Origin of the sequence: Dietzia lutea (assembly GCF_003096075.1) — a bacterium.
GTDB lineage: Bacteria > Actinomycetota > Actinomycetes > Mycobacteriales > Mycobacteriaceae > Dietzia > Dietzia lutea.
The window spans coordinates 1,664,657-1,686,622 of record NZ_CP015449.1 but is presented as its reverse complement, the minus strand read 5'-3'; the positions used below and the strand labels follow the sequence as shown (position 1 = coordinate 1,686,622).

Below are 21,966 nucleotides of genomic sequence, written 5' to 3'. Positions count from 1 at the left end.
GCCGGCCCTCTACGGCCGTACGGTCAGCGACTGGGACACGGTGCCGACGGGGCCGCTCTCGTCGTGGATCACGCTCGCGGTCAGCCCCAGGCCGCCGGGCCCGAAGGTCACGCGGGTGTCGAAGCCCAGCCACTCTCCCGCGGGCGAGCGCACGAGGTGGGCGGTGAGGTCGATGTTGGGGAAGGTCACGACGGCCGGGTCCGCGCGGATCGCCATCCCGTTGGCGATGTCGACGAGGGCCGTCATCCGCGCGAGCGGGCTGACCTCCTCCGCCGCGAGCAGAGGGACGTCGGTGCGCACCCAGTACCGGGCCCGGCCCGGCCCTCTCGAGTCCCGCCGGACACGGGCGGAGGCGAGGTACCCGCCGCCCCACACAGAGGTGGGATCCCACGGCTCCATCTCCTCCGGCGGCGGCAGGGGGTCGAAGGCGTCGCCGGCGATCGCCCCGGTGTCGCGCGGCTGCTGCAGCCACGCGCGCAGCCGGATGCCCGTCCGGTCGCCGTGGGAATAGGTCGCCTCCACCAGTTCGATCGTGCGCCCGGGTCGGATCACCTCCACCTCGACCTCCACCGCGTCCATGGGCACCACGCCCAGCAGCTCGTACGTCAGGCGGGAGATCACCATCGGATCGTCGCGCCGTCCGGCCAGTTCGAGCTCCACGGCGTGGACGAGCAGACCCAGCGCGGGACCGATGTGCTGAGTGGACTCGTCCCAGGCGCCGCTCACGTGATCGGTGGGCCGGAAGCTCCCCGGACCGAGCCTCTCGAAGTACGCCATCCCCGTCCTCCAGTCGGTGAGTGGTGATTAACTGGGGAGCGTACACACAGCAGCGGGAGGCAGCATGACGGACGAGAACTTCGACGAGTTCACCACGCCGATCGACGACCGGTACCTCGAGGACTACACCGAAGGCCACCGATACCGCTTCGGTGAGGAGTCGGTCGACGCCGGGGAGATCATGGAGTTCGCCCGGCGCTACGACCCGCAGAGCATCCACACCGACCCGGACGCCGCGGCCTCCGGCCCGTTCGGTGGCCTCATCGCGAGCGGCTGGCAGACCGCCGCGCTCATGATGCGCCTGTTCGCGGACAACTACCTCACCAGCGTGGCGAGCCTCGCCTCCCCGGGGATCGACGAGCTGCGGTGGGTGCGGCCCCTGCGCCCCGGCGACCGGCTGACCCTGCTGTGCGAGACGACGGGTGTCCGCCCGTCACGCACCAAGCCGGACCGCGGGGTGCTGACGACCGACGTGACCCTGATCAACCAGGACGGCGACCCGGTCCTCACCGCGACCGCGATGAACATGGTGGCCCGCCGGCCCTGACCCGCCCGGCCCGCCGGCGCCGACCCACGCGGCCCGCCGGCGTCGCCCCGAGCGCCGACGCGCCGCCCCGGTCGCCGCCGGCGGGACCCGCTAGAGCCTCGGGGTGAGGTGAAAGATCGGCAGCGTCCGCGTGGTGCGGCGGGCGTAGATCTCGTAGTTCGGCCACACCCGCACCGCCGCGGCCCACGCCGACGCCCGCTCGTCGTCGGGCAACTCGCGCACGTCCACGACGAGCCGCGCGCCGTAGACCGAGATCTCGACCTCCCCCTCGCCGGCCGCGCGCAGATTGTGGACCCAGGCCGGGGTCGTCTGACCGCCCCAGTTGGAGCCGACCACCACGAGGCCGTTGTTCCAGGAGGCACACAGCAGGGGCGTGCTGCGCGGCTCCCCGCTCCTGCGCCCGGGCACGTGGAGGGTGAGGGTGGGCAGCGCGGCCAGCCGGAGCAGCGGGACGCGACCGTGCGAGACCCGGCTCATCCACCGGTCCAGCGTGACGACGAGGTGGGAGTTCTCGCGCGTCGCGTCCTGCCGACCGAACCAGATCGCGAGCGGGGTGAGGAGGTTTCCCATGGGATGACCTTAGGTCGTGACCCGTCCGTCGCGGTGCGACACCGCGCCCTCCGCGGTCGCCAGCACCTGCACCGACTCGGCCCATCCCGCGCGCAGCCCCGCCTCCAGCACCGCGAGGTGGAACGCCCACATCCGTCGGTAGACGGCGTCGAAGCCGAGGGCGGCGGCGTCGCGGCCGCGCTGGGCGAAGGTCTCGGACCAGAGCCGGACCGTCTCCGCGTGGTGGGCGGTCGTCTCGACCCGCCCCCGCAGTGTCAGCCTCGGCGCGCGCCCGATCGCGTCGACCAGCTCCGACCAGGCGACCGGGGGCCCCGCCTCGGAGACGTACCTCGACTCCCACGCCGCGAGCTCCACCACCGCGGGGGTGGGACGGCCCGGCGCGACGGTCGTGTGGACCACGAGCCGCCCGCCCGGACCGAGGAGCCGGTCGGCCGCGCCGATCACCTCGTCGTGCCCGGCGCGGCCGGCGGTCGTGCCCGGCTCCGCGGCGACGACGGCGTCGACCACCCCAGCGGCATCGGACGGAGCGCCGAGGAACAGGGAGATCTCCTCGTCGAGACCCGCCGCGGCGAACCTCGACCCCAGCGCCGACAACCTCTCGGTGGACGCCGTCATGGTGCGCACGTGTGCCCCGCGCTCCGCGGCGCGCATGGGCAACTCACCCCACCCGGGCGTCGCCACGAGCACCTGGGAGCCGTCCTCCACCCCCGCCAGCGTCAGCATCGTGTCGGCCGAACGCCGCTGGGCGTCCCCCAGATCGCCCCGCCGGGGGGCCGGCGACGGCGCCTCCAGGTGGACCACGTCGGTCCCGTCCTCCAGGCGGGTCCGGGTCCGGCCACCGGACGCGAAGACGGCGCCCGAGGTCGACATCGTCTCGTCCGTGTACAGCGAGGTCAGCGCGCCGGGTACGGAGTCCTCCAGTTCCACCGTGACGGGGCCACCCCGCCGCCGCCCACCGCCGACGGGGCCGCGGCCGTCACGCCCGTACGCCCGCTCCCCCGGGTGGGCGCAGTCGGCGTTCGCGGCGATCCACGGGGCCAGCGTCGAGATGGCGGTACACAGGTCGGGAGTGGTCCAGTCCCCAGCCATGAACGACTCGCCGAGCCCGACCACCCCGCCCTCCGCCAGGCGCGCCCAGAAGTGCTCCGGCTCGCGCAGCACCACCCGGACCGGGGCGTCGTACTCCCCCGCCGCCGACGCGTCGGGGTAGTCGATCCGCAGGCCGAGCTCGCGCGCCGACCGACGCAGCGCCTGGGCGATGAGGACCGGCGGCTGGCCCGGCGCCCCGGACGGCGGGGCGAGCGCGGGCCAGCGCTCGAGGTCGACGGCCTGGGGTTCGACTCTGACCACCGGTGTCCCTCCTTGTGGGGCTCGCGTCACAGGGACGCTACCGCCGCCCGGCCGCCCTCCGGCTCAGGCGCGGCGGGGACCCTCCGGCTCAGCCGCGGCGGGGGCCCGCGCACCCGCGCGCCGCGGCTCTACGTGTGCACGGTGTCGGACGGAGCACTATCCTGGGGACTCGTGCCCGGCGGTAGTTGCGCGGGCCCCAGACCGACGAGGCCAACGAGCCCCTCACCCCAGACCAGCCTCATCAGGAGCCGCCATGACCGAGCCCGCAACCGACCAGGTCACCGCCACCGCACCGGCCGGCCGCCGGCACCGCGTCGTCATCGTCGGCTCCGGCTTCGGCGGTCTGTTCGCCGCCCAGCAGCTCGAGAAGGCCGACGTCGACGTGACGTTGGTCGCCAGGACCGGCCATCACCTGTTCCAGCCGCTGCTCTACCAGGTGGCCACCGGCATCCTCTCGGTGGGCGAGATCGCCCCGCCGACCCGCCTCATCCTCCGGGACCAGAAGAACGCCACGGTCGTCCTCGGTGACGTCGACACGATCGACGTGGCGGCCAAGAAGCTCCACGCCTCGGCCGGCCACATCGACTTCGATCTCGAGTACGACAGCCTCATCGTCGCCGCGGGCGCCAATCAGTCCTACTTCGGTAACGACCACTTCGAGCGGTGGGCGCCCGGCATGAAGACGGTCGACGACGCGCTCGAACTGCGCAGCCGCATCCTCGGCTGCTTCGAGCAGGCTGAGGTGATCGACGACGAGGAGGAACGCCGTCGCCTGCTCACCTTCGTCATCGTCGGCGCCGGTCCCACCGGTGTCGAGATGGCCGGCCAGGTCGCCGAGCTCGCCCAGCACACCCTCCGCAACAGCTTCCGCCGTATCGACCCGGCCTCCGCCCGCGTCATCCTCCTCGACGCCGCGCCCGCGGTGCTGCCGCCGTTCGGCAACAACCTCGGCAACGCCGCGCGCGCCCGCCTGGAGGAGATGGGCGTCGAGATCCAGCTCAACGCGATGGTCACCAACGTCGACTACCAGGGCATCGAGGTCAAGGACCCGGACGGCTCCGTCCGTCGCATCGACGCCTCGTGCAAGATCTGGTCCGCCGGCGTCAAGGCCAGCCCCCTGGGCAAGCAGCTCGCCGACCAGACGGACGCCGAGATCGATCGCGCCGGACGCGTGCTGGTCAACAAGGACCTCTCCCTGCCGGGCCACCCGGAGATCTTCGTGGTGGGCGACATGATGAGTCTCGACAACCTGCCCGGTGTCGCGCAGGTCGCCATCCAGGGCGGGAAGTACGCGGCCAAGCAGATCATCGCCGAGGTCGAGAAGGGTCGGACCCCGGCCGAGCGGAAGCCGTTCAAGTACTTCGACAAGGGCTCCATGGCCACGGTGTCGCGCTACAGCGCGGTGGTGAAGATGGGCCCGATCGAGATCTCGGGGTTCATCGCCTGGGTCATGTGGCTGATCGTGCACCTCGCCTACCTGATCGGTTTCAAGAACCGGATCACGACGATGTTCTCGTGGGGCATGCACATGGGCGGCGACCACCGCTCGCAGTTGACCTCCACCAAGCAGTGGGTCTACGCGCGCCAGGCGCTCGAGCGGGTGGCCGCCGACGACGCCGCCCAGCGGTCGGCGGATCGGTCGCGGGAGGAGCAGTCCGCCTCCGCCTCGGTCGACTGAGGGCCGGTCGGCCGGGGGTCGACGACGAGGAACGCGCCCGGCGGGCAGGTCTCCGCCGGGCGCGTCGCCGTCTCGGGGCCGGTTCCGACCCGGCCGGTTACTGCAGGTTCGCCAGCCGCACCTGACCCACCGCGGCCGTGCGCCCCCGGTCGTCGGTGATCTCGACCCGCCAGAGCTGCTGGGAACGGCCCCGGTGCACGGGCGTCCCGGTCGCCGTGAGGGTGCCCTCGGTGACGGCGCGGAGGAAGTCGGTCGAGTTGTTGACCCCGACGACCTTGCCCTCTCCGCCGAGCCACACCGCGCCCGCCACGCTGGCGACCTCTTCGACGATCGCGCAGTAGACGCCGCCGTGGACGATGCCGTACGGCTGGTGCAGGTGCGGCTTCACGGCCACCGTCACGACCACCTTGTCGGGAGTGACCTCGGCGTATTCGATCCCGATGTTGCTGCCGAAGCCGATGCCGGAATGGGCGCGGATCCGGTCCATCACATCACTGTCAGCCGTGTCGGACATCTGACCTCTTTCCCCGGCCCGGCCGGTCCGGACCACCGGGATCGAACGTTACCCGGCGGTGCACGGACCCGACCTCGGGTCGCGACGACCCGCGGTCACCCGCCTGCCGGATCAGTCACGCGCCTGCGGATCAGTCACGCGCCTGCCGGATCAGCGGACTGAGCGCCACCCGCGGTCCCGCACGGGGATCGGCCCCGCACCCGGGGTGCGAGGGAGTCGGCTGCGCCGGCGGACGGCCAGCCCGGAGTCGTGGAGGGCCTGGAGCACCATCTGCCCGCGGCGGTACCCGGTCTCCGGGCTGGTGTCGGCGAACGTCGGCACGATGGTCGCGGCACCCAGGACACATTCACCGGCCATCGACCACAGCGTGTCGACACTGCAGTTGCTCACCTCGGCGAGGCCCTCGAACACCGCCGTCAGCGTCGAGCGGGACCGGCAGGCGAGCCACTGCGCGAGCGCCTGCTCGCACGGCAGGACGACGGTGCCGGGCGATCCCGCGGCAGAGTCGTCGGGCAGCACCCGAAGGGTGGTGTCGCGGACGCCGGCCCAGTCGAGGCCACCCTCGATGTCTGTGCGTACGGCCATGTTCTCGGCGCCGGTGTCCCAGACGCGGCCGATGGTGACGAAGCTGGCGACCGCGCGACCGAGGACGCCGTGGGTGAAGGCCTCCGCGACGAGGTACGTCGAGAAGCGGATATCACCGGACTCGGTGAAGTGGTCGCGGAACATCTGCTCCACGCGGCCGCTGTCGACCGCCCGCTCGAGCGGCACCCACCGGCGCCGCGACTGTGTGCCCAGGTCCGCGATCGAGTAGAACTTCGGATAGCCGGCACGGAAGCCGCCGAGCACCTCGACCGTGTCGTCGAACACCGTGCGTGTCCCCGTCAACTGCGTGGGCAGCAATGAGCCGGTCATGTCTGGTCTTTCCCCCTTGTAGATTCCCCGAAGCGGGTCCGGCCCGCCTCCGCGGAGACGTCTCGACCACGGCGATCCATCCCCCGGATCGCTGTGGCCCAGGTCATCCGGCCCGGTCTTAAGTGTTACAACACATCCTCGGTTGTTACCAAGGGTTTTTTAGCCGTTCGACGAATCGGTGCACTCAGTGCACGACTGACCTGTCAACCACTTCGTTCCCGCCGACCCTGCCGCCGACCCTGCCGCCGTCCCGACCCCGGCTCGGCCGATAACACCCATTGATGCAGGTCCTTTCGCTCCGCGGGCGTCGACTACGCTGAGTCGCATGAGTACTGAACGCGAGGACGCGCAGCCCGCCGCCGGCACTGTCGGCACCGCCGACATCGGAGTGACCGGCCTCGCCGTCATGGGCTCGAACATCGCCCGCAACTTCGCCCGGCACGGCTACACGGTGGCGGTCCACAACCGCTCTGCGGGCAAGACCGACACCCTGCTCTCGGAGCACGGCGCGGACGGTGACTTCGTCCGCACCGAGACGATCGCCCAGTTCGCCGCCGCGCTGCGCTCGCCGCGGCGCGCACTCGTGATGGTGCAGGCCGGCGCGCCCACCGACGCGGTGATCGACGCGCTCGCCGACGCCTTCGACGAGGGCGACATCATCATCGACGGCGGCAACTCCCTTTACACGGACACCATCCGTCGCGAAAAGGCCATGGCCGAGCGCGGTATCCGGTTCATCGGTGCGGGCATCTCGGGCGGCGAGGAGGGCGCCCTGGAGGGGCCGTCCATCATGCCGGGCGGACCCGCGTCCAGCTACGAGGTCGTCGGCCCCATGCTCGAGGACATCTCCGCCAAGGTCGACGGCACGCCGTGCTGCACCCACGTCGGCGAGGACGGCTCGGGCCACTTCGTGAAGATGGTGCACAACGGCATCGAGTACTCGGACATGCAGCTGATCGGCGAGGCCTACCACCTCCTCCGCGGCGTGGCGGGGATCGAGCCGGCGGCCATGGCGGACGTCTTCCGCGAGTGGAACACCGGTGAGCTCGACTCGTACCTCATCGAGATCACGGCAGAAGTGCTCGCGCAGGTCGACGCCGAAACCGGCGGCCCGCTCGTCGACGTCATCGTCGACCGCGCCGGCCAGAAGGGCACCGGTCGGTGGACGGTGAAGTCCGCCCTCGATCTGGGCGTCCCGGTCACCGGTATCGCCGAGGCCGTCTTCGCCCGCGCGTTGTCGAGCTCCGTCCCCCAGCGGGAGGCCGGGCGCGCCCTGCCCGCCGGCTCGGTGTCGACCCCGACGCAGACCGGTCCCGAGTTCGTCGAGGACGTCCGTCGGGCACTCTACGCGTCCAAGGTCATCGCCTACGCGCAGGGATTCGACCAGATCACGGCGGCGAGCGCGGAGTACGGGTGGGACGTCGCCCGCGGCGATCTCGCCACCATCTGGCGCGGCGGCTGCATCATCCGCGCCACGTTCCTCGACCGCATCCGTGAGGCGTACGCCGCCGACCCGTCGCTGCCCTCCCTGCTCGCGGCGCCGTACTTCGCCGAGGCACTGGCGGACTGCGTGGACAGCTGGCGCCGCGTCGTCGCGACCGCCGTCACCGCGGGCATCCCCGCGCCGGGCTTCTCGGCCGCGCTCGCGTACTACGACGGCCTGCGCACCGAGCGTCTGCCCGCCGCGTTGATCCAGGGTCAGCGCGACTTCTTCGGCGCGCACACCTATCAGCGCACCGACCGTGAGGGCAGCTTCCACACCCTGTGGAGCGGCGATCGTTCGGAGGTCCGGGCCTGAGCGGTTCGCGGCCCGGTGGTCTGGGCCGGCTCCTCGAGGATCTCGGGGTGTCGGTCCCGATCAGGCATGCCGTGTCCGCGCTCGTCGCGGGTGAGCCGACGCCGGTACAGGCTGCCGCGCTCGCCGACGCCGTCGGCGGCGAGAGCCTGCTCGCGGTGGCGCCGACCGGCTCAGGCAAGACGCTGGTGTTCGCGATCGGGGTGGTCCACCGCCTCGCGGGGGCGCCGAGCCTGCCGGGCCGGCCCCGGGCGGTCGTCGTGGCACCCACCCGCGAACTCGCCGAGCAGAGTGCCGAGGTCCTCGCGGAGGTGGGGGCGGGCGCCGGGCTGAGGGTGGCCACGTTCGTCGGTGGCCAGCCGATCAAGCGGGATCGTCGCGCTTTCATCGCGCCGGTCGACGTGGCCGTGGGCACGCCGGGTCGCCTCGCCGACCTGGTCCGGTCCCGGGCCGTGTCACTCGCGGACGCGCGGGTGATGGTGCTGGACGAGGCCGACCAGCTCCTGGGGCCCTCGTTCGTCGATCAGACCGAGTCGCTCCTCGCTTCCTGCGCCGGCGCGGGCCTCGTGGCGACCACGGCCACCGCCGACGCCGACGTGGAGGCGCGCCTGCGCGAGGCGCGCCCCGGCCTCCGGGTCCACCGCGTCGAGCGCGCGCCGGCGTCAGTGCAACCGGAACCGGGCATCGGGGAGTCGACGACGGTGGAGACGGCGCCGGGCGCAACGACGGGCGGGGCGACGACGACAACGGGCGCACCACGTCGACTGGTCATCCTCTCCTCCCCTGATCCTGATGGCGTGGCGGTCGCCCTGGCGTCCCGCTGTACGCGGGGGCTCTTCTTCGTCCCACGCCGGGATGCCGTCGACGCGCTGCGTTCCGCCATCGCGGACACCGGCGTGCGAGTGGCCGGCGTGAAGGGTTCGGACTCCCCCACCCGGCGCTCGTCCGCGTTCTCCGAGCTGACCTCAGGCGCCGTCCGTGTCCTGGTCACGACGGATCTCGCGGGCCGGGGGCTCGACATCGTCGACGTCGGCCACGTGGTCCACGTGGGCCCGCCCCACTCGATGGACGACCTCGTACATCGTTCGGGGCGCACCGGTCGCGGCGTGGCGAAGGCCGGCGTGGTCGCCGCCGTCCTCCGGCCCTCCCAGGTGGACCGCGTCGCCGATCAGGCGCGGGCGTCGGGGATGACGGTTGAGACCGTCGACGTCTCCCGGCCGGGCGCCGACGAGGCGATCACCCGCGTGTTCGGCCCCGAGCTCGCGACGCCGGCCGTCCGGAAAGCTCCGTCCCCGCCGGCCCGGTCGCGTCGGCCGTCCGAGCCCCGGCGACCCGCGCGGTCGCGTGTCCACCGTCCCAAGCGGAAGAAGCGGTCATGACGTCCGACATGCGGCCACCCGACCCGGTGGTGCTCCCGGAGGAGCTCTGGCGGCACCGCGAGGAACGCCACCACACGTGGGTCGACCATCTGACCGCCGAGCACCTGGAACGCCGGCGGCGGGGGGAACCGCACCCCGTCGTCGACTTCCTCTTCACCTACTACCGCACGAGCGTCGCCACGGTACGTCGCTGGCACCCCGGTCCCGGCGTGTTGTTGGAGAAGGCGCACCGGTCGGAGCGCCGGGAGTGGCGGCACTACCGCCGGGCGACGGTCGCCGGCCGTGACGGGCTCGTCGTGGACGCCGACTCGGTGTGGCGTCGCTGCGGCGACCGGGTCTCCCGTGCCCGTGCGGTGGTCACGGCGACCGCGGGACGCCGCGGGGCCACGGGCTGCTTCGGCCTGCACGAGTGGGCGATGCTCTATCGTTCCGGCCGCGACGGCGTCCGCCACGGGCAGGTGCCCCTGCGTCTGACCCACGAGCGGATCGACGAGGTGGTCCGCGGCTCGCGTCTGCAGTGCACCCACTTCGACGCGTTCCGCTTCTTCACCGACGACGCCGTGCCTCTCAACCGCGAGCCGCTCACGCGGTTCGGGCAGGTCCTCGACGAGCAGCCGGCGTGCCTCCACGCCGGGATGGACGTCTACGCCCACGCCGCGGCCCTCGAGGCCGGCGCGCCGGGCGAACTCCTCCTCGACGCGCTGCGAGCCGCGTTCGACGCCCGCGAGGTGGACATGCGCTCCTCGCCCTACGACCTCTCGGCCTGGGGCCTGACGCCGATCCCGGTGGAGACCGCCGAGGGCCGCGCCGAGTTCGTCGCCTTCCAGAAGCAGTGGATCGCGCGCACCCAGGTGCTCCGTGCACGGTTTCTGGCCGCGGTCGACCGCGTCGAGCGGCTGGGCGGGCGTGTCCCCGCCGACGCACGGTGACCGGTTGTCACACGGGGGTCGCGCCGAACTCCTGCGCGGCCACCTCGGCGACGACACGGCCGAACTCGGCGTAGGCGTCCGCCCCGGCGGTCGCGGTGCGCAGCACGAGGCCGATCGTCCGACCGGGCACCGGGTCCGCAAACCGCGCCACGGCGATACCGGGGTCGCGTGTCTCCGGCCCCACCGCGGATTCGGGCACGATCGTCACTCCCAGCCCTCCGGCGACGCACCGCACCGCGGTGGTCAGGGACGCGGCGCGGGACTCGCCCCGCCCGAGCACCGGTGCGGAGACCCGGCGGCACAGCTCGACCGTCTGCTCACGGAGGCAGTGGCCCTCATCGAGCATCAGCAAAGGCTGGTCGACGAGGATCTCCAGCGGCAGGCCCTCGCGCCCGGCGAGTTCGTGAGACGCCGGCACGAGCAGGGCGAACGGTTCGGAGTAGAGCGGGGTGGCGGCGACGCCCATCGCGTCGGTCGGGACCGCCATGATCGCGAGGTCGATGACGCCGCTGCGCAGCCCGTCCACCAGTCGGGACGTCTGGTCCTCCACCACCCGCGGCGTCAGGTCCGGAAACCGCTCCCCCAGCGCCGGGAGCAAGCCGGGCAACAGGTACGGGGCGACCGTGGGGATCACGCCGATGCGCAACGACCCGAACAGCGGCCCGTCACTGCCCGCGGCGGCGTCGGCCACCGCGTCCATCGCGGTCACCGCCGCGCGGGCGTACGGCAGCAGGCGGTGCCCCGCGGGCGTGACGAGGACGGACCGCGTACTGCGCTCGACCAGGTGCAGACCCAGTCCGTCCTCGAGCGTCGCCAGAGCCTGGGACAGAGAGGGTTGACTCATGCCGAGCTCCTCGGCGGCGCTGCGGAAGTGCAGGCGCTCCGCCACGGCGAGGAAGACCCGGAGCTGCATGAGGCTCGGGACGAACCGCTGATCAGCCATGCCGATCAGTGTACGACCGGCGATAACCGGAAGTCGATGATTATTCGCGCGTTCCTATGAGTGATCTATGTCTCATCGGCTTTACCTCTCACAGGGAGTGGGGCATAGTCGGGTCTGGCCGTCCGACTAACGCCAAACCCTCAGGAGGATCACATGGCTCTTCTCACCATCGGCGATCAGTTCCCCGACTTCGAACTCACCGCGCTGAAGGGTGGTGACCTCAAGGAGGTCAACGCGCAGCAGCCCGAGGATTACTTCGAGACGATCACCAACCAGTCCTACGAGGGCAAGTGGCGCGTGATCTTCTTCTACCCGAAGGACTTCACCTTCGTGTGCCCCACCGAGATCGCCGCCTTCGGCAAGCTCGACGAGGACTTCCAGGACCGCGACACCCAGATCCTGGGCGGCTCCATCGACAACGAGTTCGCGCACTTCAACTGGCGCGCGACCAACGATGAGCTGAAGACCGTGCCGTTCCCGCTCCTGTCGGACATCAAGCACGAGCTGATCCGCGCCCTCGGTGTGGAGAACGCCGACGGTGTCGCCGATCGCGCGACCTTCATCGTCGACCCGGACAACGTCATCCAGTTCGTCTCGGTCACCCCGGACGCCGTCGGCCGCAACGTGGACGAGGTCCTGCGTGTGCTCGACGCCCTGCAGTCGTCCGAGGTCTGCGCCTGCAACTGGCAGAAGAACGATCCCACCAAGAACATCAACAAGATGGACATGCTGCAGGAGGGCATCAAGTGAGCATCGAGAACCTGAAGTCCGGACTCCCCGAGTTCGCCAAGGATCTCAAGCTGAACCTGGGCTCGCTGGCGCGGTCCACCGAGCTGAACGAGCAGCAGCTCTGGGGCACCTTCCTCGCGACCGCCGCCGCGACCCGCTCGGCGACCGTCCTGTCGGAGATCGCCGACGAGGCCCGCCAGCACCTGTCGGACGAGGCGTTCAACGCCGCGCTCGGCGCCGCCTCGATCATGGCCATGAACAACGTGGCCTACCGCGCCAAGGAGTTCCTCGGCGACGACTACACCCAGGTCCGCATGGGCCTGCGGATGAACATCATCGCCAACCCCGGTGTGGAGAAGGCCGACTTCGAGCTGTGGTCGATGGCCGTGTCCACCATCAACGGCTGCGAGAACTGCACCGCCGCCCACGATGACGTCATCCGCAAGGAGGGCGTCACCAAGGAGCAGGCGTGGGAGGCCGTGAAAATCGCCGGCACCATCGCCGGTGTCGCGCAGGCCGTCGAGATCGACGCCAACATCTGACGTCCACCCCTCCGGTGACCGTGGGGCCCCGCTGACGCTCGTCAGCGGGGCCCGGCGCATTTCCGCCGAATGCCCCACGATTCGGGAGTTGCACCTCGTGCTCACGCCGTGGCGCCGCTAGGTTCGGCAGGAGAGCCGCGGAAGAGACCCGCGGCACCGAGCGATGGAGACGGCATGACTACCGGAGGCACCCCACCCGGGGACGGGTACCCGAACGATCCCTACGGTTCCGGACCGGACCAGAACCGGGGCCCCTACGGCGACCAGGGTCACGGCCAGCAGCCCTACCCGGGCCAGGGTGGTTACGAGCCCTACCCCGGCCAGGGCGGTGGCCACGAGTCCTACCCCGGCCAGGGCTACGGCCAGCCGGGTTATGAGCAGCCGGGCTACGGCCAGCAGGGATACGGCCAACCGGATTACGGTCAACCGGCCTACGGGCAGCAGCCGTACGGCGATCCCGCGTACGGCGGCTACGGCCAGCCGGGGCCGGGCGGGGCCCCGGCCACGGTCGGCCGGGTGTCCCCGACCGGCGCCGTCAGCGCCGGATGGCAGATGTTCAGGAACAACCCGGTCCCCTGGCTGCTCATCACTCTGGCCAGCGGTGTGGTCAGCGGGATCCTCAGTGCGTTCTCCACGGACGACTCCGGTGCCGTGATGTTCATCGCCCAGGTCCTCTCGTTCGTGGTGGGCCTGCTGTTCCAGGCGTTCATCGTCCGCGGCGCCCTTCTCGAGGTCGACGGCCACAGGCCGTCGTTCGGCGACTTCTTCAAGCTGCACAACTTCGGGTGGTTCGTGGTCGCCGCGATCCTCGTGGGCATCGCCACCTTCGTGGGCGTCTTCCTCCTCATCATCGGTGCCTTCGTCGTCGCGTTCTTCCTCTACTGGACGCAGTACTTCGTCGTCGACCGCAACATGACGGCCACCGATGCCATCGTCTCGAGCTTCCGCGCGATCAAGTCCGATGCCGGCAACCTGCTCGCCCTGGCGCTGCTCAACGTCCTCATCATCATCGCGGGCACCCTGGCACTGCTGGTCGGCCTGTTCGTGGCCATCCCGCTCACCACGCTCGCGTCGGTGTACGCCTACCGGGTGATCACCGGACCGAGCGAGTTCTCCCGTACCGCGACCGCCGCCGCCTGATCCACGCTGTCCGATACGCTGCCGTCCGATCCGCCGCGGTCCGATCCACGGCGACAGAGGAGGCGACGAACTCCGGACGACGACGCCCCGACGGCCACTCGGCCGTCGGGGCGTCGTCATCTCCGGGGCGGTGTCGCTTCACGCGCGACGTCGAGTCCGGCGCGGCGTCAGTCCCCGCGCGCGGCATCCCCCGGTGACTGCTCGGCGACGGCGCTCTCCGCGTCCTTCTCGTGGGCCATCGCGCGACGGACCGCCCACACGGTCCCGAGGAACGCGACCAGCGCCAACGGCCAGCCCATCCCGATACGCGCGGCGCCCAACCAGTTGACCTCGTCGTTGAGGTACAGGATGTACTGCAGGACTGCCCGGATCGCGAACAGCGCGGCCCAGAAACCCGTCGCCACGGTGTACCACCGACGGGCGGGTGGGATCCGACGCCAGGCCATCCCCTTGCCGTCGAGGAAACCCCAGATCACCCCGACGAGAGGCCACCCGGCTATCGCCGACAGCGCGAACGCCGATCCGTACACGGCCTGGGTGATGATGCCGTAGAGGAAGTACCCCTTGGCGTCTCCCGTCCGCCAGGCGATGAAGACGCAGATCGCCACGCCGATGAACCCGGAGATCGCCGGCTGCGGGTTGTCCCTGCGAGCCAACGACCAGGCGAGCATGGCGACCGCGACGCCGAGTGCTCCCCAGATCGCGGCGGTCAGGCCCCAGAACGCGTTGACGGGGACGAACGTGAGGACGGGGATCGACGAGAACACGAGCCCCCGGACACCGCCCATCTGCTCGAGCACCGATGCGTCGGGATCCCCGAACGCGGTCTTCCGGCTCGCTGCCGACGGCCGTCGGGCGTCATCGCCGGTGCTCGACTCCCCCGCCGCCCGCTCAGGCTCTGTCACGCGATTCCTCCACGGTCCTGCACGGCTGCCCGTCGAGCAGTTCGTAGCGCGGGTTGTACATGATCCGGTGACCGTCGCGGACGCCGACCCGGCCCGTCACACGGATGAACCGACCGGTGTCGATCCCGGGGATCGTGCGCCGTCCGAGCCAGCAGACCTCGATCGCGCCGGTCCCGTCGAACACCTCCGCGGTCAGCCCGAGGAAGTCGGCACCCCCGCAGGAGAGCACGGTCCGGATGCGCCCGGTCAACGTCACGCGGTCCCCTCGCGCGACATCGGCGACGTGGGTGCACCCCGTGCGCTGGACGCGCACGGCGAGATCCGCCGCGTCGAGGGCCTCGACGGGGTCGGTGAGTCGGGCGGTCAGGTCCCTCAGGACCCTGGGGAAGGGCATCGTCAGATCTCCATGGGCTGACCGGATCCGGTCACAGGTCGTCGTCCTCGCCGCGGAGCCGGTCCATCGCGCTCCCGTCCCTGCGGCGCGCGGTGCCGCCGGTCGACGACGCGGCGGTTCCGCCCGTCGACGGGGCGGCCCGGCCGCCGCTCTGCGGAGCCGCGGCGGCGCGGGCGGACGGTGCGGCCGCCTGCGGGTTCGCGGGCGACGCCTGAGCCCCCGCCTGCGCCGCCTGGCGGGCCCCGCCCTGCTGACCGGCCCCGCCCTGCTGATTGGCCCCGCCCTGCTGATTGGCCCCGCCCTGCTGGCCGGCCGCCATCTGCTGCTGGTACGCCTGCGCCTGCTGCTGCGCGGCCTGCTGGGACCGCGCCTGGGTGAGCGCCTGCTGGATCTCGTCCGGGATGGTCAGGGGGAGCTGCTCCCGCACGGGCATCGGCCCGTCACCGCGGTTGATGAGCAGGTGCCGGAACACCTCTCGCCCCTCCTCCGCCGCCTGGTCCGCGAGTTCGGGCGTGGCCATGACCCGGACCTCGGCGGTCCACCGGTTGCCGTCCACCCCGATGGCGCGGAAGACCGCCCCGGGCAGCACCGCGACGAGTTCGCGCCCCCAGGGTCCGTCGACCACCGAGACATCAGCGCCCTGCTGTTCGAGCTGTTCGCGCATCCCGGCCACCATCGTGCGCCACTGCCCTGCCGACTTCGGGGCGGCGAACGCCCGCGGGATGACACGTGAGACCTGGGTGACGACGTGGAACTCGGGCTGGCCGGCCGGGTCGAGGGCCACGTTCAGATCGCGGCCCTGCGGCACCCCGATGACGAGCGACCCCAGGTCGATATGGCCGTAGCCGAGGGCCGTGTAGTACTCGCGCACGTCGGGAACGGACGAGCGGTCGTGCGGCCCCGTCGAGGAGGGCGCCTGCGACTCCGGCCCGGTGGACGCGGCGGCGTCGCGGGCCCCGGTCACCGGCTTCTTTCGTCCGAACATGGTGGAAATCCTCTCGGAGTGCGACCCGGCCCCGGACGGGGCCGTCGCGGACGACGCTACCCAACGGCGTCGCCGCCGGTCAGGTCAGGCGCGGTGGTGGTCGCTCTCCCCGAGGCGTGAGGGCGGTGGTGGTCGGTCTCCCCGGGCGCGAGGGCGGCCGGTCAGCTCAGGCGGTGGTGACCCCCGGTCGAGCCGTGGCCGCCCTCTCCGCGGTCGGTCTCGTCGAGATCGTCGACCTCCACGACGTCCCACAGCTCGACCCGCTGGACGAGGAGCTGTGCGATCCGGTCACCGCGCGCGATCCGGACGGGTTCGGCCGGATCGAGGTTGATGAGGTTCACCTTGATCTCTCCCCGGTACCCCGCGTCGACGGTCCCGGGTGCGTTGACGATGGACAGGCCCGCCCGCGCCGCCAGGCCGGACCGCGGGTGCACGAGGCCCACGTACCCGACGGGCAACGCGATCGCGACTCCCGTCGGCATGAGGACACGGTGGCCGGGTGCCAGTTCGCAGTCCACCGCGGCGTGGAGATCGACCCCCGCGTCCGCCGCGTGCGCCCGGACGGGCAGCGGGAGCCCCGCGTCCAGTCGTCGTATCCGGAGCACCTCACCGGTACCGTTCGCCCCGACCGATCCGCTCACCATGCCGCCGCCCTCCTGCCGGGCGTCGCCCGGTTGCTCGATAGTCTTGAAGTCGTGTCCGACGAAGATCTCCGCCCGCCACCCGATCGCGCGCCGCGCCCCGTCCACTCCGAGACGCTCCGGGCCCCGGTGTGGTGGTGGCTCCTGCTCGCCGTGGTCACCGTCGTGGCGGTCGCCCTGGCCCTCACGGTCGGCGCACGCTGGTGGATGTGGCTACTCGTCATCGCGGTCCCCGCCCTGCTCGCCTGGCTGTTCGTCTCGCTCGGCCGCGAGCGGATCGAGGTCGAATCCGACGGTCAGGGCGGAGGGACGCTGTACGCGGGCCGCGCGCGCCTGCCGTTCGACGCCATCGCGCGCAGCGCGGTCGTCCCGGCGACGGCGAAGCAGGCGGCGATGGGACGGCAGCTGGACCCGGAGGCGTTCGTCGTCCACCGCGGGTACATCCCGACGATGGTGATCGTGGTCCTCGACGACCCGCTGGACCCCACACCGTACTGGCTCATCAGCACGCGCGACCCCGAAGGGCTCGCGGCGGCGCTGCCGGACAACCACTACAGCTGATCGGCGGCGCCGCCGCGCGCGGTACTCAGCCCGCGCAGTCCACGCAGATCGCCATGCCGTCGCGCTCCTCGGCGAAGCGGCTGCGGTGGTGCACCAGGAAGCACTCGCCGCACGTGAACTCGTTGTCCTGCTCCGGCACGACCCGCACCGTGAGCTCCTCGCCGGACAGGTCGGCACCCGGCAGTTCGTAGGACTCGGCGGTGTCCGTCTCGTCGACGTCGACCTCGCCGGTGGCTCCCTCCGCGCGCCGTGCCTTGAGCTCCTCCAGCGAATCGCCGGTGAGCTCGTCTGCCTCGGTGCGGCGGGGAGCGTCGTAGTCGGTTGCCATGAGTCTCTTTTCTGGGTCTGTGTGGGGGTGCCCGATTCGGCGGTGGACCGACCGGCGCACGCATAGTAACGGAATCTCCCGCCATTTTCATCCAGCGGTCACGACCGTGTTCCGGGCGGGATCGTCAGCGCCCGACGTCTACAGTGGGCAGCCGGGGCCCACCGGGGCTCTCACCCCGTTCACCTGCAGGAAAGGCCCTCATGGTCGTCCACCTCAGCACCCAGGCGACACCGAGCCCGACCCCCGCGCGGGGGTTGTTCCGCCTCCGCACCCCCTACGTCCTGTTCGTCATCGTGGCGCTCATTCTCGGGGCGCTCGTCTGGGCCGCGGCACTGCGCGGAGACGACGCCGCCACACAGGCCGTCGCCTGCCCGCTGCCGCCGGCGGCGGAGGAGGAGGGCCTCGAGGAGGAGTCCGTGGACGCCCTCGATCAGGTCGAGCCGGCGCTGCTCACCGACACCCGCATCCGGGTGCTCAACGCGAACGGCCAGAGCGGACAGGCCGGTGCCGTCGCCGCCGAGCTGGCCGAGCGCGGATTCCAACCGGCGGGCTCGGACGCGATCGGCAACGACCCGGTCTACGGGCAGGCCCTCGAGTGCCACGGACAGATCCGCTACGGCGACGCGGGCCGGGCGGCCGCGCGCTCGCTCTCCCTCGCCGCGCCGTGCATGCAGCTGGTGACCGACGGCCGCACCGACGGCACCGTCGACCTGGCGCTCGGCACGACGTTCTCCCGCCTGTCCGACTCCACCGCCGCCGTCGGCGCGCTCGACGAGCTCAAGGTGGGGCGCCAGCCCATCTCCGCCGAGCTCGATGCCGCGCGCGCCGTCAGTTGCTGACCACCGCGAGGAACTCCTCCACCACACCTGGCGCGGCACCGGTGGTGGGCACGGCGTCGTCGTCCGACACCGCCACCACCGCCCCGGCCTCGGCCGCGATCAGCGCGCCCGCCGCGTGGTCCCACGGCTTGAGCCCGCGCTCGTAGTAGGCATCCAGCCGGCCGGCGGCCAGCATGCACAGATCTAACGCCGCGGACCCGCACCTGCGGATGTCGCGTACCCGCGGGAGCAGCTCGGCCACCACTCGGCCCTGCTCCGCCCGCATCCCCGCGTCGTAGGCGAACCCGGTGCCGACCAGGGCGAGCGACAGGTCCGCGCAGTCCGACACGCGCAGCGTCGTCGTGGTGCCGTCCGCCTCCCTCAGAGTCGCGCCCCGGTCGGACCCCGCGCTCCAGGTCTCCCGCGTGACGATGTTGTGGACCGCCCCCGCGACCACGACGTCGTCCACCTCCGCGGCCACCGACACCGCCGTGAACGGGATGCCGTACAGCAGGTTGACCGTCCCGTCGACGGGGTCGACGACCCACCGGACCCGCGGCTCGCGCGCGCCGGCGGCGTCCCCGCCCTCCGGTGTGCCCGCCGGATCATCCGCGGTCTCGCCCGCGGCCTCCCCGCCCTCCTCACCGAGGACCGTGTCCCCCGGGCGGGCGGCCGCGACCTCCCGCCGCAGGTGCTCCTCCACCGAGGTGTCGATGACGGTCACCGGATCGGTCTCCGACGACTTGGACCGCGAGCCCAGCCCCTGCGAGTCGAATTCAGCCAGCATCCGCCGGGCCACGTCACCGCCCGACACCGCCAGACTCTCGGCCAGCTCCCGTAGCCCGTCGACGAGCCCCGGGCCGGTCCGGCCGGCCGCCTCTGTTGCTCCGCTGGACGTCATGTGCCCCTCCTCGTCGTCGTCGTACCCCTCCGGGGCCCGTGCGCGGACCCGCCGGACGGGCGCGGCGGTGAACCCGCCCCGGGGCCCGCCGGACCGATACGCTGGCCCGCGGGCGCCCGACGCCCATCGTGCCCCGACGGCCCGGGCACCTGACAACCCACGCCGTGCCCCGCACGGTCCACCCCACGGGAGCCCCACATGTCCAGCCCCTCGCCCCTCTCCGCCGTCCCACCGACGGAGACGCCGACCGGACTCGGCGTGGACGTCGGCGGCACCGGCGTCAAGGTGGGGCTCGTCGACCTCGCGCGCGGCGAACTCATCGGCGACCGGCTCGTCCGCCCCACGCCCCGCCCTGCCACCCCCGACGCCGTCGCCGCGCTCATCCGCGAGATGGCCGCCGAGTTCGACTGGCGCGGCCCGGTGGGCGTCGCCCTCCCGAGCGTCATCCACGAGGGCGTGGCGCGCATCGCGCACAACATCGACCACTCCTGGATCGGCTGCGACGTCGTCGACCTCTTCGACCGTCATCTTCCGGGCCGCACCGTCCTCATGCTCAACGACGCCGACGCCGCCGGCCTCACCGAGGTCCACTACGGCGCCGGTGAGGGCGTCGACGGACTGGTCATCCTGCTGACCTTCGGCACCGGTATCGGCTCCGCCCTCCTACTGGACGGCCGGCTGCTGCCCAACACCGAGTTCGGCCACCTGATGCTCGAGGACATCGCCGGGCGCGGATTCGACGAGGCCGAGCACCTGGCCTCCGCCTCCGTCCGCGCCCGCGACGGACTGAGCTTCGAGGAATGGGCCCCGCACGTGTCCAACGTCCTGCGCGCCATCGAGGACCTCCTCTGGCCCCGCGCCTTCGTCCTGGGCGGCGGCGTCAGCGAGGCCGCCGACCAGTGGTTCCCCCTGCTGCAGAACCGCACCCCCGTCCGCGCGGCCGTCAGGCTCAACGACGCCGGGATCATCGGCGCCGCCCTCTACGCCGCAGGTCACTCGGGAGTGCTCGACCTCGGGCGGGTGCTGCCCGACGTAAGCGTCTGACCCGGGCTAACCCCGCCGGATGCAACCCCCCGGACAGAATCTCGTTACAATGGCGCAGGCCGGGAACACGTACCGGCCGGGGACGGGCCCGGTACCGCAAGGCGGACGGCTCGCATGTCTGCAGACCAGGCGGCATCGATCCCCGATTCCCATCGAGTAACCGGTTGTGAAGGGGCGTTTGTGGCAGCCACGAAGACCACCAGTTCGGATTCCGCAGCGAGCGGCGATCCGTCGGGCACCGAGGTCACTGGCGAGGCCCCCGCCAAGAAGACCGTCGCGCGCAAGGCGCCCGCGAAGAAGACGGCGGCCAAGAAGACCGCCGCCAAGAAGGCCCCGGCGAAGAAGACCGCCGCCAAGAAGACCGCGGCCAAGAAGACCGCCTCCCCCGCGGGCGCCGACGTGGTCGAGGACGGCCAGTTGGAGGAGACCGGGGACGCTCTCGAAGTCGAGCCCGACACGTCCGAGCTCGAAGACGTCGAGGTGGACGTCGAGGACGTGGAGGACGAGCAGGCCGACGAGGAGACCAAGGAGGAGCCCAGCGCCAAGGACAAGGCGTCGGGCGACTTCGTCTGGGACGAGGACGAGTCCGAGGCTCTCCGCCAGGCCCGCAAGGACGCCGAGCTCACCGCCTCCGCCGACTCCGTCCGCGCCTACCTCAAGCAGATCGGCAAGGTCGCCCTCCTCAACGCCGAGGAGGAGGTCGAGCTCGCCAAGCGCATCGAGGCCGGGCTGTACGCCACCTGGCACATGGCGCAGGTCACCGAGCGCGGCGAGAAGCTCACCACCGCGCAGCGCCGCGATTTCAAGTGGATCGAGCGCGACGGCGTCCGCGCCAAGAACCACCTCCTCGAGGCCAACCTCCGACTCGTCGTGTCGCTGGCCAAGCGCTACACCGGCCGCGGCATGGCGTTCCTGGACCTCATCCAGGAGGGCAACCTCGGCCTCATCCGCGCCGTCGAGAAGTTCGACTACACAAAGGGCTACAAGTTCTCCACGTACGCCACGTGGTGGATCCGTCAGGCCATCACCCGCGCGATGGCCGACCAGGCCCGCACCATCCGCATCCCGGTGCACATGGTGGAGGTCATCAACAAGCTCGGCCGCATCCAGCGCGAGCTGCTCCAGGATTTGGGCCGCGAGCCCACCCCGGAGGAGCTGGCCAAGGAGATGGACATCACCCCGGAGAAGGTGCTGGAGATCCAGCAGTACGCCCGGGAGCCCATCTCGCTCGACCAGACCATCGGCGACGAGGGCGACTCGCAGCTCGGCGACTTCATCGAGGACTCCGAGGCCGTGGTGGCCGTGGACGCCGTGAGCTTCACGCTGCTGCAGGACCAGCTCCGCTCCGTGCTCGACACCCTCTCCGAGCGTGAGGCCGGCGTCGTCCGACTGCGCTTCGGCCTCACCGACGGCCTGCCGCGCACCCTCGACGAGATCGGCCAGGTCTACGGGGTCACCCGTGAGCGCATCCGGCAGATCGAGTCCAAGACCATGTCCAAGCTGCGGCACCCGTCGCGTTCGCAGGTCCTGCGGGACTACCTGGACTGATAAGACCGCGGCAGCGGGCCCTCGCCGGACGAC

The 21,966-nt window shown here is 71.7% G+C and carries 23 protein-coding genes and 1 pseudogene; 12 read left to right on the top strand and 12 right to left on the bottom strand.

The genetic code is table 11. The annotated features are described in order from the left end of the window. Positions 1-9 precede the first annotated feature (9 nt). The gene (locus tag A6035_RS07645) at positions 10-777 is read right to left on the bottom strand and encodes a thioesterase family protein (RefSeq protein WP_108847289.1); all 768 of its coding nucleotides are present in this window, start codon (positions 775-777) and stop codon (positions 10-12) included. Positions 778-841: 64 nt separating this feature from the next. Here A6035_RS07645 and A6035_RS07640 point away from each other — a divergent pair, with 64 nt between their 5' ends. Beyond that, entirely contained in the window at positions 842-1,324 is a 483-nt protein-coding gene (locus tag A6035_RS07640; RefSeq protein ID WP_108847288.1) for a MaoC family dehydratase, read from the top strand. 90 nt (positions 1,325-1,414) lie between these two features. Here the strand turns inward: A6035_RS07640 and A6035_RS07635 are convergent, their stop codons facing one another. Together A6035_RS07635 and A6035_RS07630 are read right to left on the bottom strand one after the other, a co-directional pair. Further along, the gene (locus tag A6035_RS07635; protein ID WP_108847287.1) at positions 1,415-1,894 is read right to left on the bottom strand and encodes a nitroreductase family deazaflavin-dependent oxidoreductase; all 480 of its coding nucleotides are present in this window, start codon (positions 1,892-1,894) and stop codon (positions 1,415-1,417) included. A gap of 9 nt (positions 1,895-1,903) precedes the next feature. Then, complete coding sequence (locus tag A6035_RS07630; protein WP_108847286.1) at positions 1,904-3,244, bottom strand: class I SAM-dependent methyltransferase; 1,341 nt, start codon at positions 3,242-3,244, stop codon at positions 1,904-1,906. Positions 3,245-3,497: 253 nt separating this feature from the next. Between A6035_RS07630 and A6035_RS07625 the strand changes: the two genes are divergently transcribed. Next, positions 3,498-4,922 carry an NAD(P)/FAD-dependent oxidoreductase gene (locus tag A6035_RS07625; protein WP_108847285.1) on the top strand — a complete coding sequence of 475 codons (1,425 nt, stop codon included), beginning with the start codon at positions 3,498-3,500 and terminating at the stop codon, positions 4,920-4,922. Between the two features lie 97 nt (positions 4,923-5,019). On the opposite strand, the gene A6035_RS07620 is transcribed toward A6035_RS07625, so the two are convergent. Together A6035_RS07620 and A6035_RS07615 are read right to left on the bottom strand one after the other, a co-directional pair. Then, positions 5,020-5,436 carry a PaaI family thioesterase gene (locus A6035_RS07620; RefSeq protein WP_108847284.1) on the bottom strand — a complete coding sequence of 139 codons (417 nt, stop codon included), beginning with the start codon at positions 5,434-5,436 and terminating at the stop codon, positions 5,020-5,022. Positions 5,437-5,586: 150 nt separating this feature from the next. Then, a complete protein-coding gene (locus tag A6035_RS07615; RefSeq protein ID WP_108847283.1) occupies positions 5,587-6,351 on the bottom strand; it encodes a hypothetical protein in 765 nt (254 codons plus the stop codon). A 325-nt stretch (positions 6,352-6,676) separates the two neighbouring features. Between A6035_RS07615 and gndA the strand changes: the two genes are divergently transcribed. Genes gndA through A6035_RS07600 form a run of 3 tightly spaced genes read left to right on the top strand, consistent with a single transcriptional unit; the run spans position 6,677 to position 10,454 of the window. Further along, positions 6,677-8,149, top strand: a complete 1,473-nt coding sequence (gndA, locus tag A6035_RS07610; protein ID WP_108847282.1) for an NADP-dependent phosphogluconate dehydrogenase — start codon at positions 6,677-6,679, stop codon at positions 8,147-8,149. 47 nt (positions 8,150-8,196) lie between these two features. Continuing rightward, complete coding sequence (locus tag A6035_RS07605) at positions 8,197-9,525, top strand: DEAD/DEAH box helicase (protein ID WP_244192573.1); 1,329 nt, start codon at positions 8,197-8,199, stop codon at positions 9,523-9,525. Next, positions 9,522-10,454, top strand: coding sequence for a hypothetical protein (locus A6035_RS07600; RefSeq protein ID WP_208635570.1), 933 nt, complete (start codon positions 9,522-9,524; stop codon positions 10,452-10,454). The genes A6035_RS07605 and A6035_RS07600 overlap by 4 nt, the downstream gene beginning before the upstream one ends. Before the next feature lie 7 nt (positions 10,455-10,461). Here the strand turns inward: A6035_RS07600 and A6035_RS07595 are convergent, their stop codons facing one another. Beyond that, positions 10,462-11,397, bottom strand: a complete 936-nt coding sequence (locus A6035_RS07595) for a hydrogen peroxide-inducible genes activator (protein WP_108847280.1) — start codon at positions 11,395-11,397, stop codon at positions 10,462-10,464. Positions 11,398-11,550: 153 nt separating this feature from the next. On the opposite strand from A6035_RS07595, the gene A6035_RS07590 reads away from it, so the two are divergent. The 3 genes from A6035_RS07590 (at position 11,551) to A6035_RS07580 (ending at position 13,808) form a co-directional block, all read left to right on the top strand. After that, positions 11,551-12,147, top strand: coding sequence for a peroxiredoxin (locus tag A6035_RS07590; protein WP_063973061.1), 597 nt, complete (start codon positions 11,551-11,553; stop codon positions 12,145-12,147). Further along, a complete protein-coding gene (gene ahpD, locus A6035_RS07585) occupies positions 12,144-12,668 on the top strand; it encodes an alkylhydroperoxidase, AhpD family (RefSeq protein WP_007628757.1) in 525 nt (174 codons plus the stop codon). The genes A6035_RS07590 and ahpD overlap by 4 nt, the downstream gene beginning before the upstream one ends. A gap of 174 nt (positions 12,669-12,842) precedes the next feature. After that, positions 12,843-13,808 carry a DUF2189 domain-containing protein gene (locus A6035_RS07580; RefSeq protein WP_108847279.1) on the top strand — a complete coding sequence of 322 codons (966 nt, stop codon included), beginning with the start codon at positions 12,843-12,845 and terminating at the stop codon, positions 13,806-13,808. A 167-nt stretch (positions 13,809-13,975) separates the two neighbouring features. Here the strand turns inward: A6035_RS07580 and A6035_RS07575 are convergent, their stop codons facing one another. The 4 genes from A6035_RS07575 to dut form a co-directional block, all read right to left on the bottom strand. Then, positions 13,976-14,713 carry a DUF3159 domain-containing protein gene (locus A6035_RS07575; protein WP_108847278.1) on the bottom strand — a complete coding sequence of 246 codons (738 nt, stop codon included), beginning with the start codon at positions 14,711-14,713 and terminating at the stop codon, positions 13,976-13,978. Beyond that, positions 14,700-15,107, bottom strand: coding sequence for an OB-fold nucleic acid binding domain-containing protein (locus tag A6035_RS07570; protein ID WP_108847277.1), 408 nt, complete (start codon positions 15,105-15,107; stop codon positions 14,700-14,702). Before A6035_RS07570 ends, A6035_RS07575 begins: the two co-directional genes overlap by 14 nt. A gap of 31 nt (positions 15,108-15,138) precedes the next feature. Next, positions 15,139-16,092: a DUF3710 domain-containing protein gene (locus A6035_RS07565; protein ID WP_108847276.1), complete on the bottom strand. Its 954-nt coding sequence runs from the start codon at positions 16,090-16,092 to the stop codon at positions 15,139-15,141. Positions 16,093-16,253: 161 nt separating this feature from the next. After that, complete coding sequence (gene dut / locus A6035_RS07560) at positions 16,254-16,736, bottom strand: dUTP diphosphatase (protein WP_108847275.1); 483 nt, start codon at positions 16,734-16,736, stop codon at positions 16,254-16,256. A gap of 51 nt (positions 16,737-16,787) precedes the next feature. On the opposite strand from dut, the gene A6035_RS07555 reads away from it, so the two are divergent. Then, entirely contained in the window at positions 16,788-17,294 is a 507-nt protein-coding gene (locus tag A6035_RS07555) for a DUF3093 domain-containing protein (protein WP_108847274.1), read from the top strand. Between the two features lie 25 nt (positions 17,295-17,319). Here the strand turns inward: A6035_RS07555 and A6035_RS07550 are convergent, their stop codons facing one another. Then, positions 17,320-17,622, bottom strand: a complete 303-nt coding sequence (locus A6035_RS07550; protein ID WP_007628750.1) for a DUF4193 domain-containing protein — start codon at positions 17,620-17,622, stop codon at positions 17,320-17,322. Between the two features lie 200 nt (positions 17,623-17,822). On the opposite strand from A6035_RS07550, the gene cei reads away from it, so the two are divergent. Then, entirely contained in the window at positions 17,823-18,461 is a 639-nt protein-coding gene (gene cei / locus A6035_RS07545; protein WP_108847273.1) for an envelope integrity protein Cei, read from the top strand. On the opposite strand, the gene A6035_RS07540 is transcribed toward cei, so the two are convergent. Continuing rightward, on the bottom strand, positions 18,451-19,341 hold the full coding sequence (locus A6035_RS07540; RefSeq protein ID WP_108847272.1) for an inositol monophosphatase family protein: 891 nt from the start codon (positions 19,339-19,341) through the stop codon (positions 18,451-18,453). The genes cei and A6035_RS07540 overlap by 11 nt on opposite strands. Before the next feature lie 198 nt (positions 19,342-19,539). Here A6035_RS07540 and ppgK point away from each other — a divergent pair, with 198 nt between their 5' ends. Continuing rightward, a complete protein-coding gene (gene ppgK / locus A6035_RS07535) occupies positions 19,540-20,385 on the top strand; it encodes a polyphosphate--glucose phosphotransferase (RefSeq protein WP_108847271.1) in 846 nt (281 codons plus the stop codon). Between the two features lie 93 nt (positions 20,386-20,478). Continuing rightward, a pseudogene (locus tag A6035_RS07530) lies at positions 20,479-21,933 on the top strand (RNA polymerase sigma factor); the annotation flags it as partial. Positions 21,934-21,966 lie beyond the last annotated feature (33 nt).

Coding starts and splice junctions, on each gene's coding strand:
- A6035_RS07580 (WP_108847279.1), top strand. CDS start 12,843: ATGACTACCGGAGGCACCCCACCCGGGGACGGGTACCCGAACGATCCC.
- A6035_RS07600 (WP_208635570.1), top strand. CDS start 9,522: ATGACGTCCGACATGCGGCCACCCGACCCGGTGGTGCTCCCGGAGGAG.
- gndA (WP_108847282.1), top strand. CDS start 6,677: ATGAGTACTGAACGCGAGGACGCGCAGCCCGCCGCCGGCACTGTCGGC.
- A6035_RS07640 (WP_108847288.1), top strand. CDS start 842: ATGACGGACGAGAACTTCGACGAGTTCACCACGCCGATCGACGACCGG.
- A6035_RS07625 (WP_108847285.1), top strand. CDS start 3,498: ATGACCGAGCCCGCAACCGACCAGGTCACCGCCACCGCACCGGCCGGC.
- A6035_RS07570 (WP_108847277.1), bottom strand. CDS start 15,107: ATGCCCTTCCCCAGGGTCCTGAGGGACCTGACCGCCCGACTCACCGAC.
- A6035_RS07635 (WP_108847287.1), bottom strand. CDS start 1,894: ATGGGAAACCTCCTCACCCCGCTCGCGATCTGGTTCGGTCGGCAGGAC.
- A6035_RS07595 (WP_108847280.1), bottom strand. CDS start 11,397: ATGGCTGATCAGCGGTTCGTCCCGAGCCTCATGCAGCTCCGGGTCTTC.
- A6035_RS07540 (WP_108847272.1), bottom strand. CDS start 19,341: ATGACGTCCAGCGGAGCAACAGAGGCGGCCGGCCGGACCGGCCCGGGG.
- A6035_RS07550 (WP_007628750.1), bottom strand. CDS start 17,622: ATGGCAACCGACTACGACGCTCCCCGCCGCACCGAGGCAGACGAGCTC.
- ppgK (WP_108847271.1), top strand. CDS start 19,540: ATGTCCAGCCCCTCGCCCCTCTCCGCCGTCCCACCGACGGAGACGCCG.
- A6035_RS07620 (WP_108847284.1), bottom strand. CDS start 5,436: ATGTCCGACACGGCTGACAGTGATGTGATGGACCGGATCCGCGCCCAT.
- A6035_RS07565 (WP_108847276.1), bottom strand. CDS start 16,092: ATGTTCGGACGAAAGAAGCCGGTGACCGGGGCCCGCGACGCCGCCGCG.
- A6035_RS07590 (WP_063973061.1), top strand. CDS start 11,551: ATGGCTCTTCTCACCATCGGCGATCAGTTCCCCGACTTCGAACTCACC.
- A6035_RS07645 (WP_108847289.1), bottom strand. CDS start 777: ATGGCGTACTTCGAGAGGCTCGGTCCGGGGAGCTTCCGGCCCACCGAT.
- cei (WP_108847273.1), top strand. CDS start 17,823: ATGGTCGTCCACCTCAGCACCCAGGCGACACCGAGCCCGACCCCCGCG.
- dut (WP_108847275.1), bottom strand. CDS start 16,736: ATGGTGAGCGGATCGGTCGGGGCGAACGGTACCGGTGAGGTGCTCCGG.
- A6035_RS07615 (WP_108847283.1), bottom strand. CDS start 6,351: ATGACCGGCTCATTGCTGCCCACGCAGTTGACGGGGACACGCACGGTG.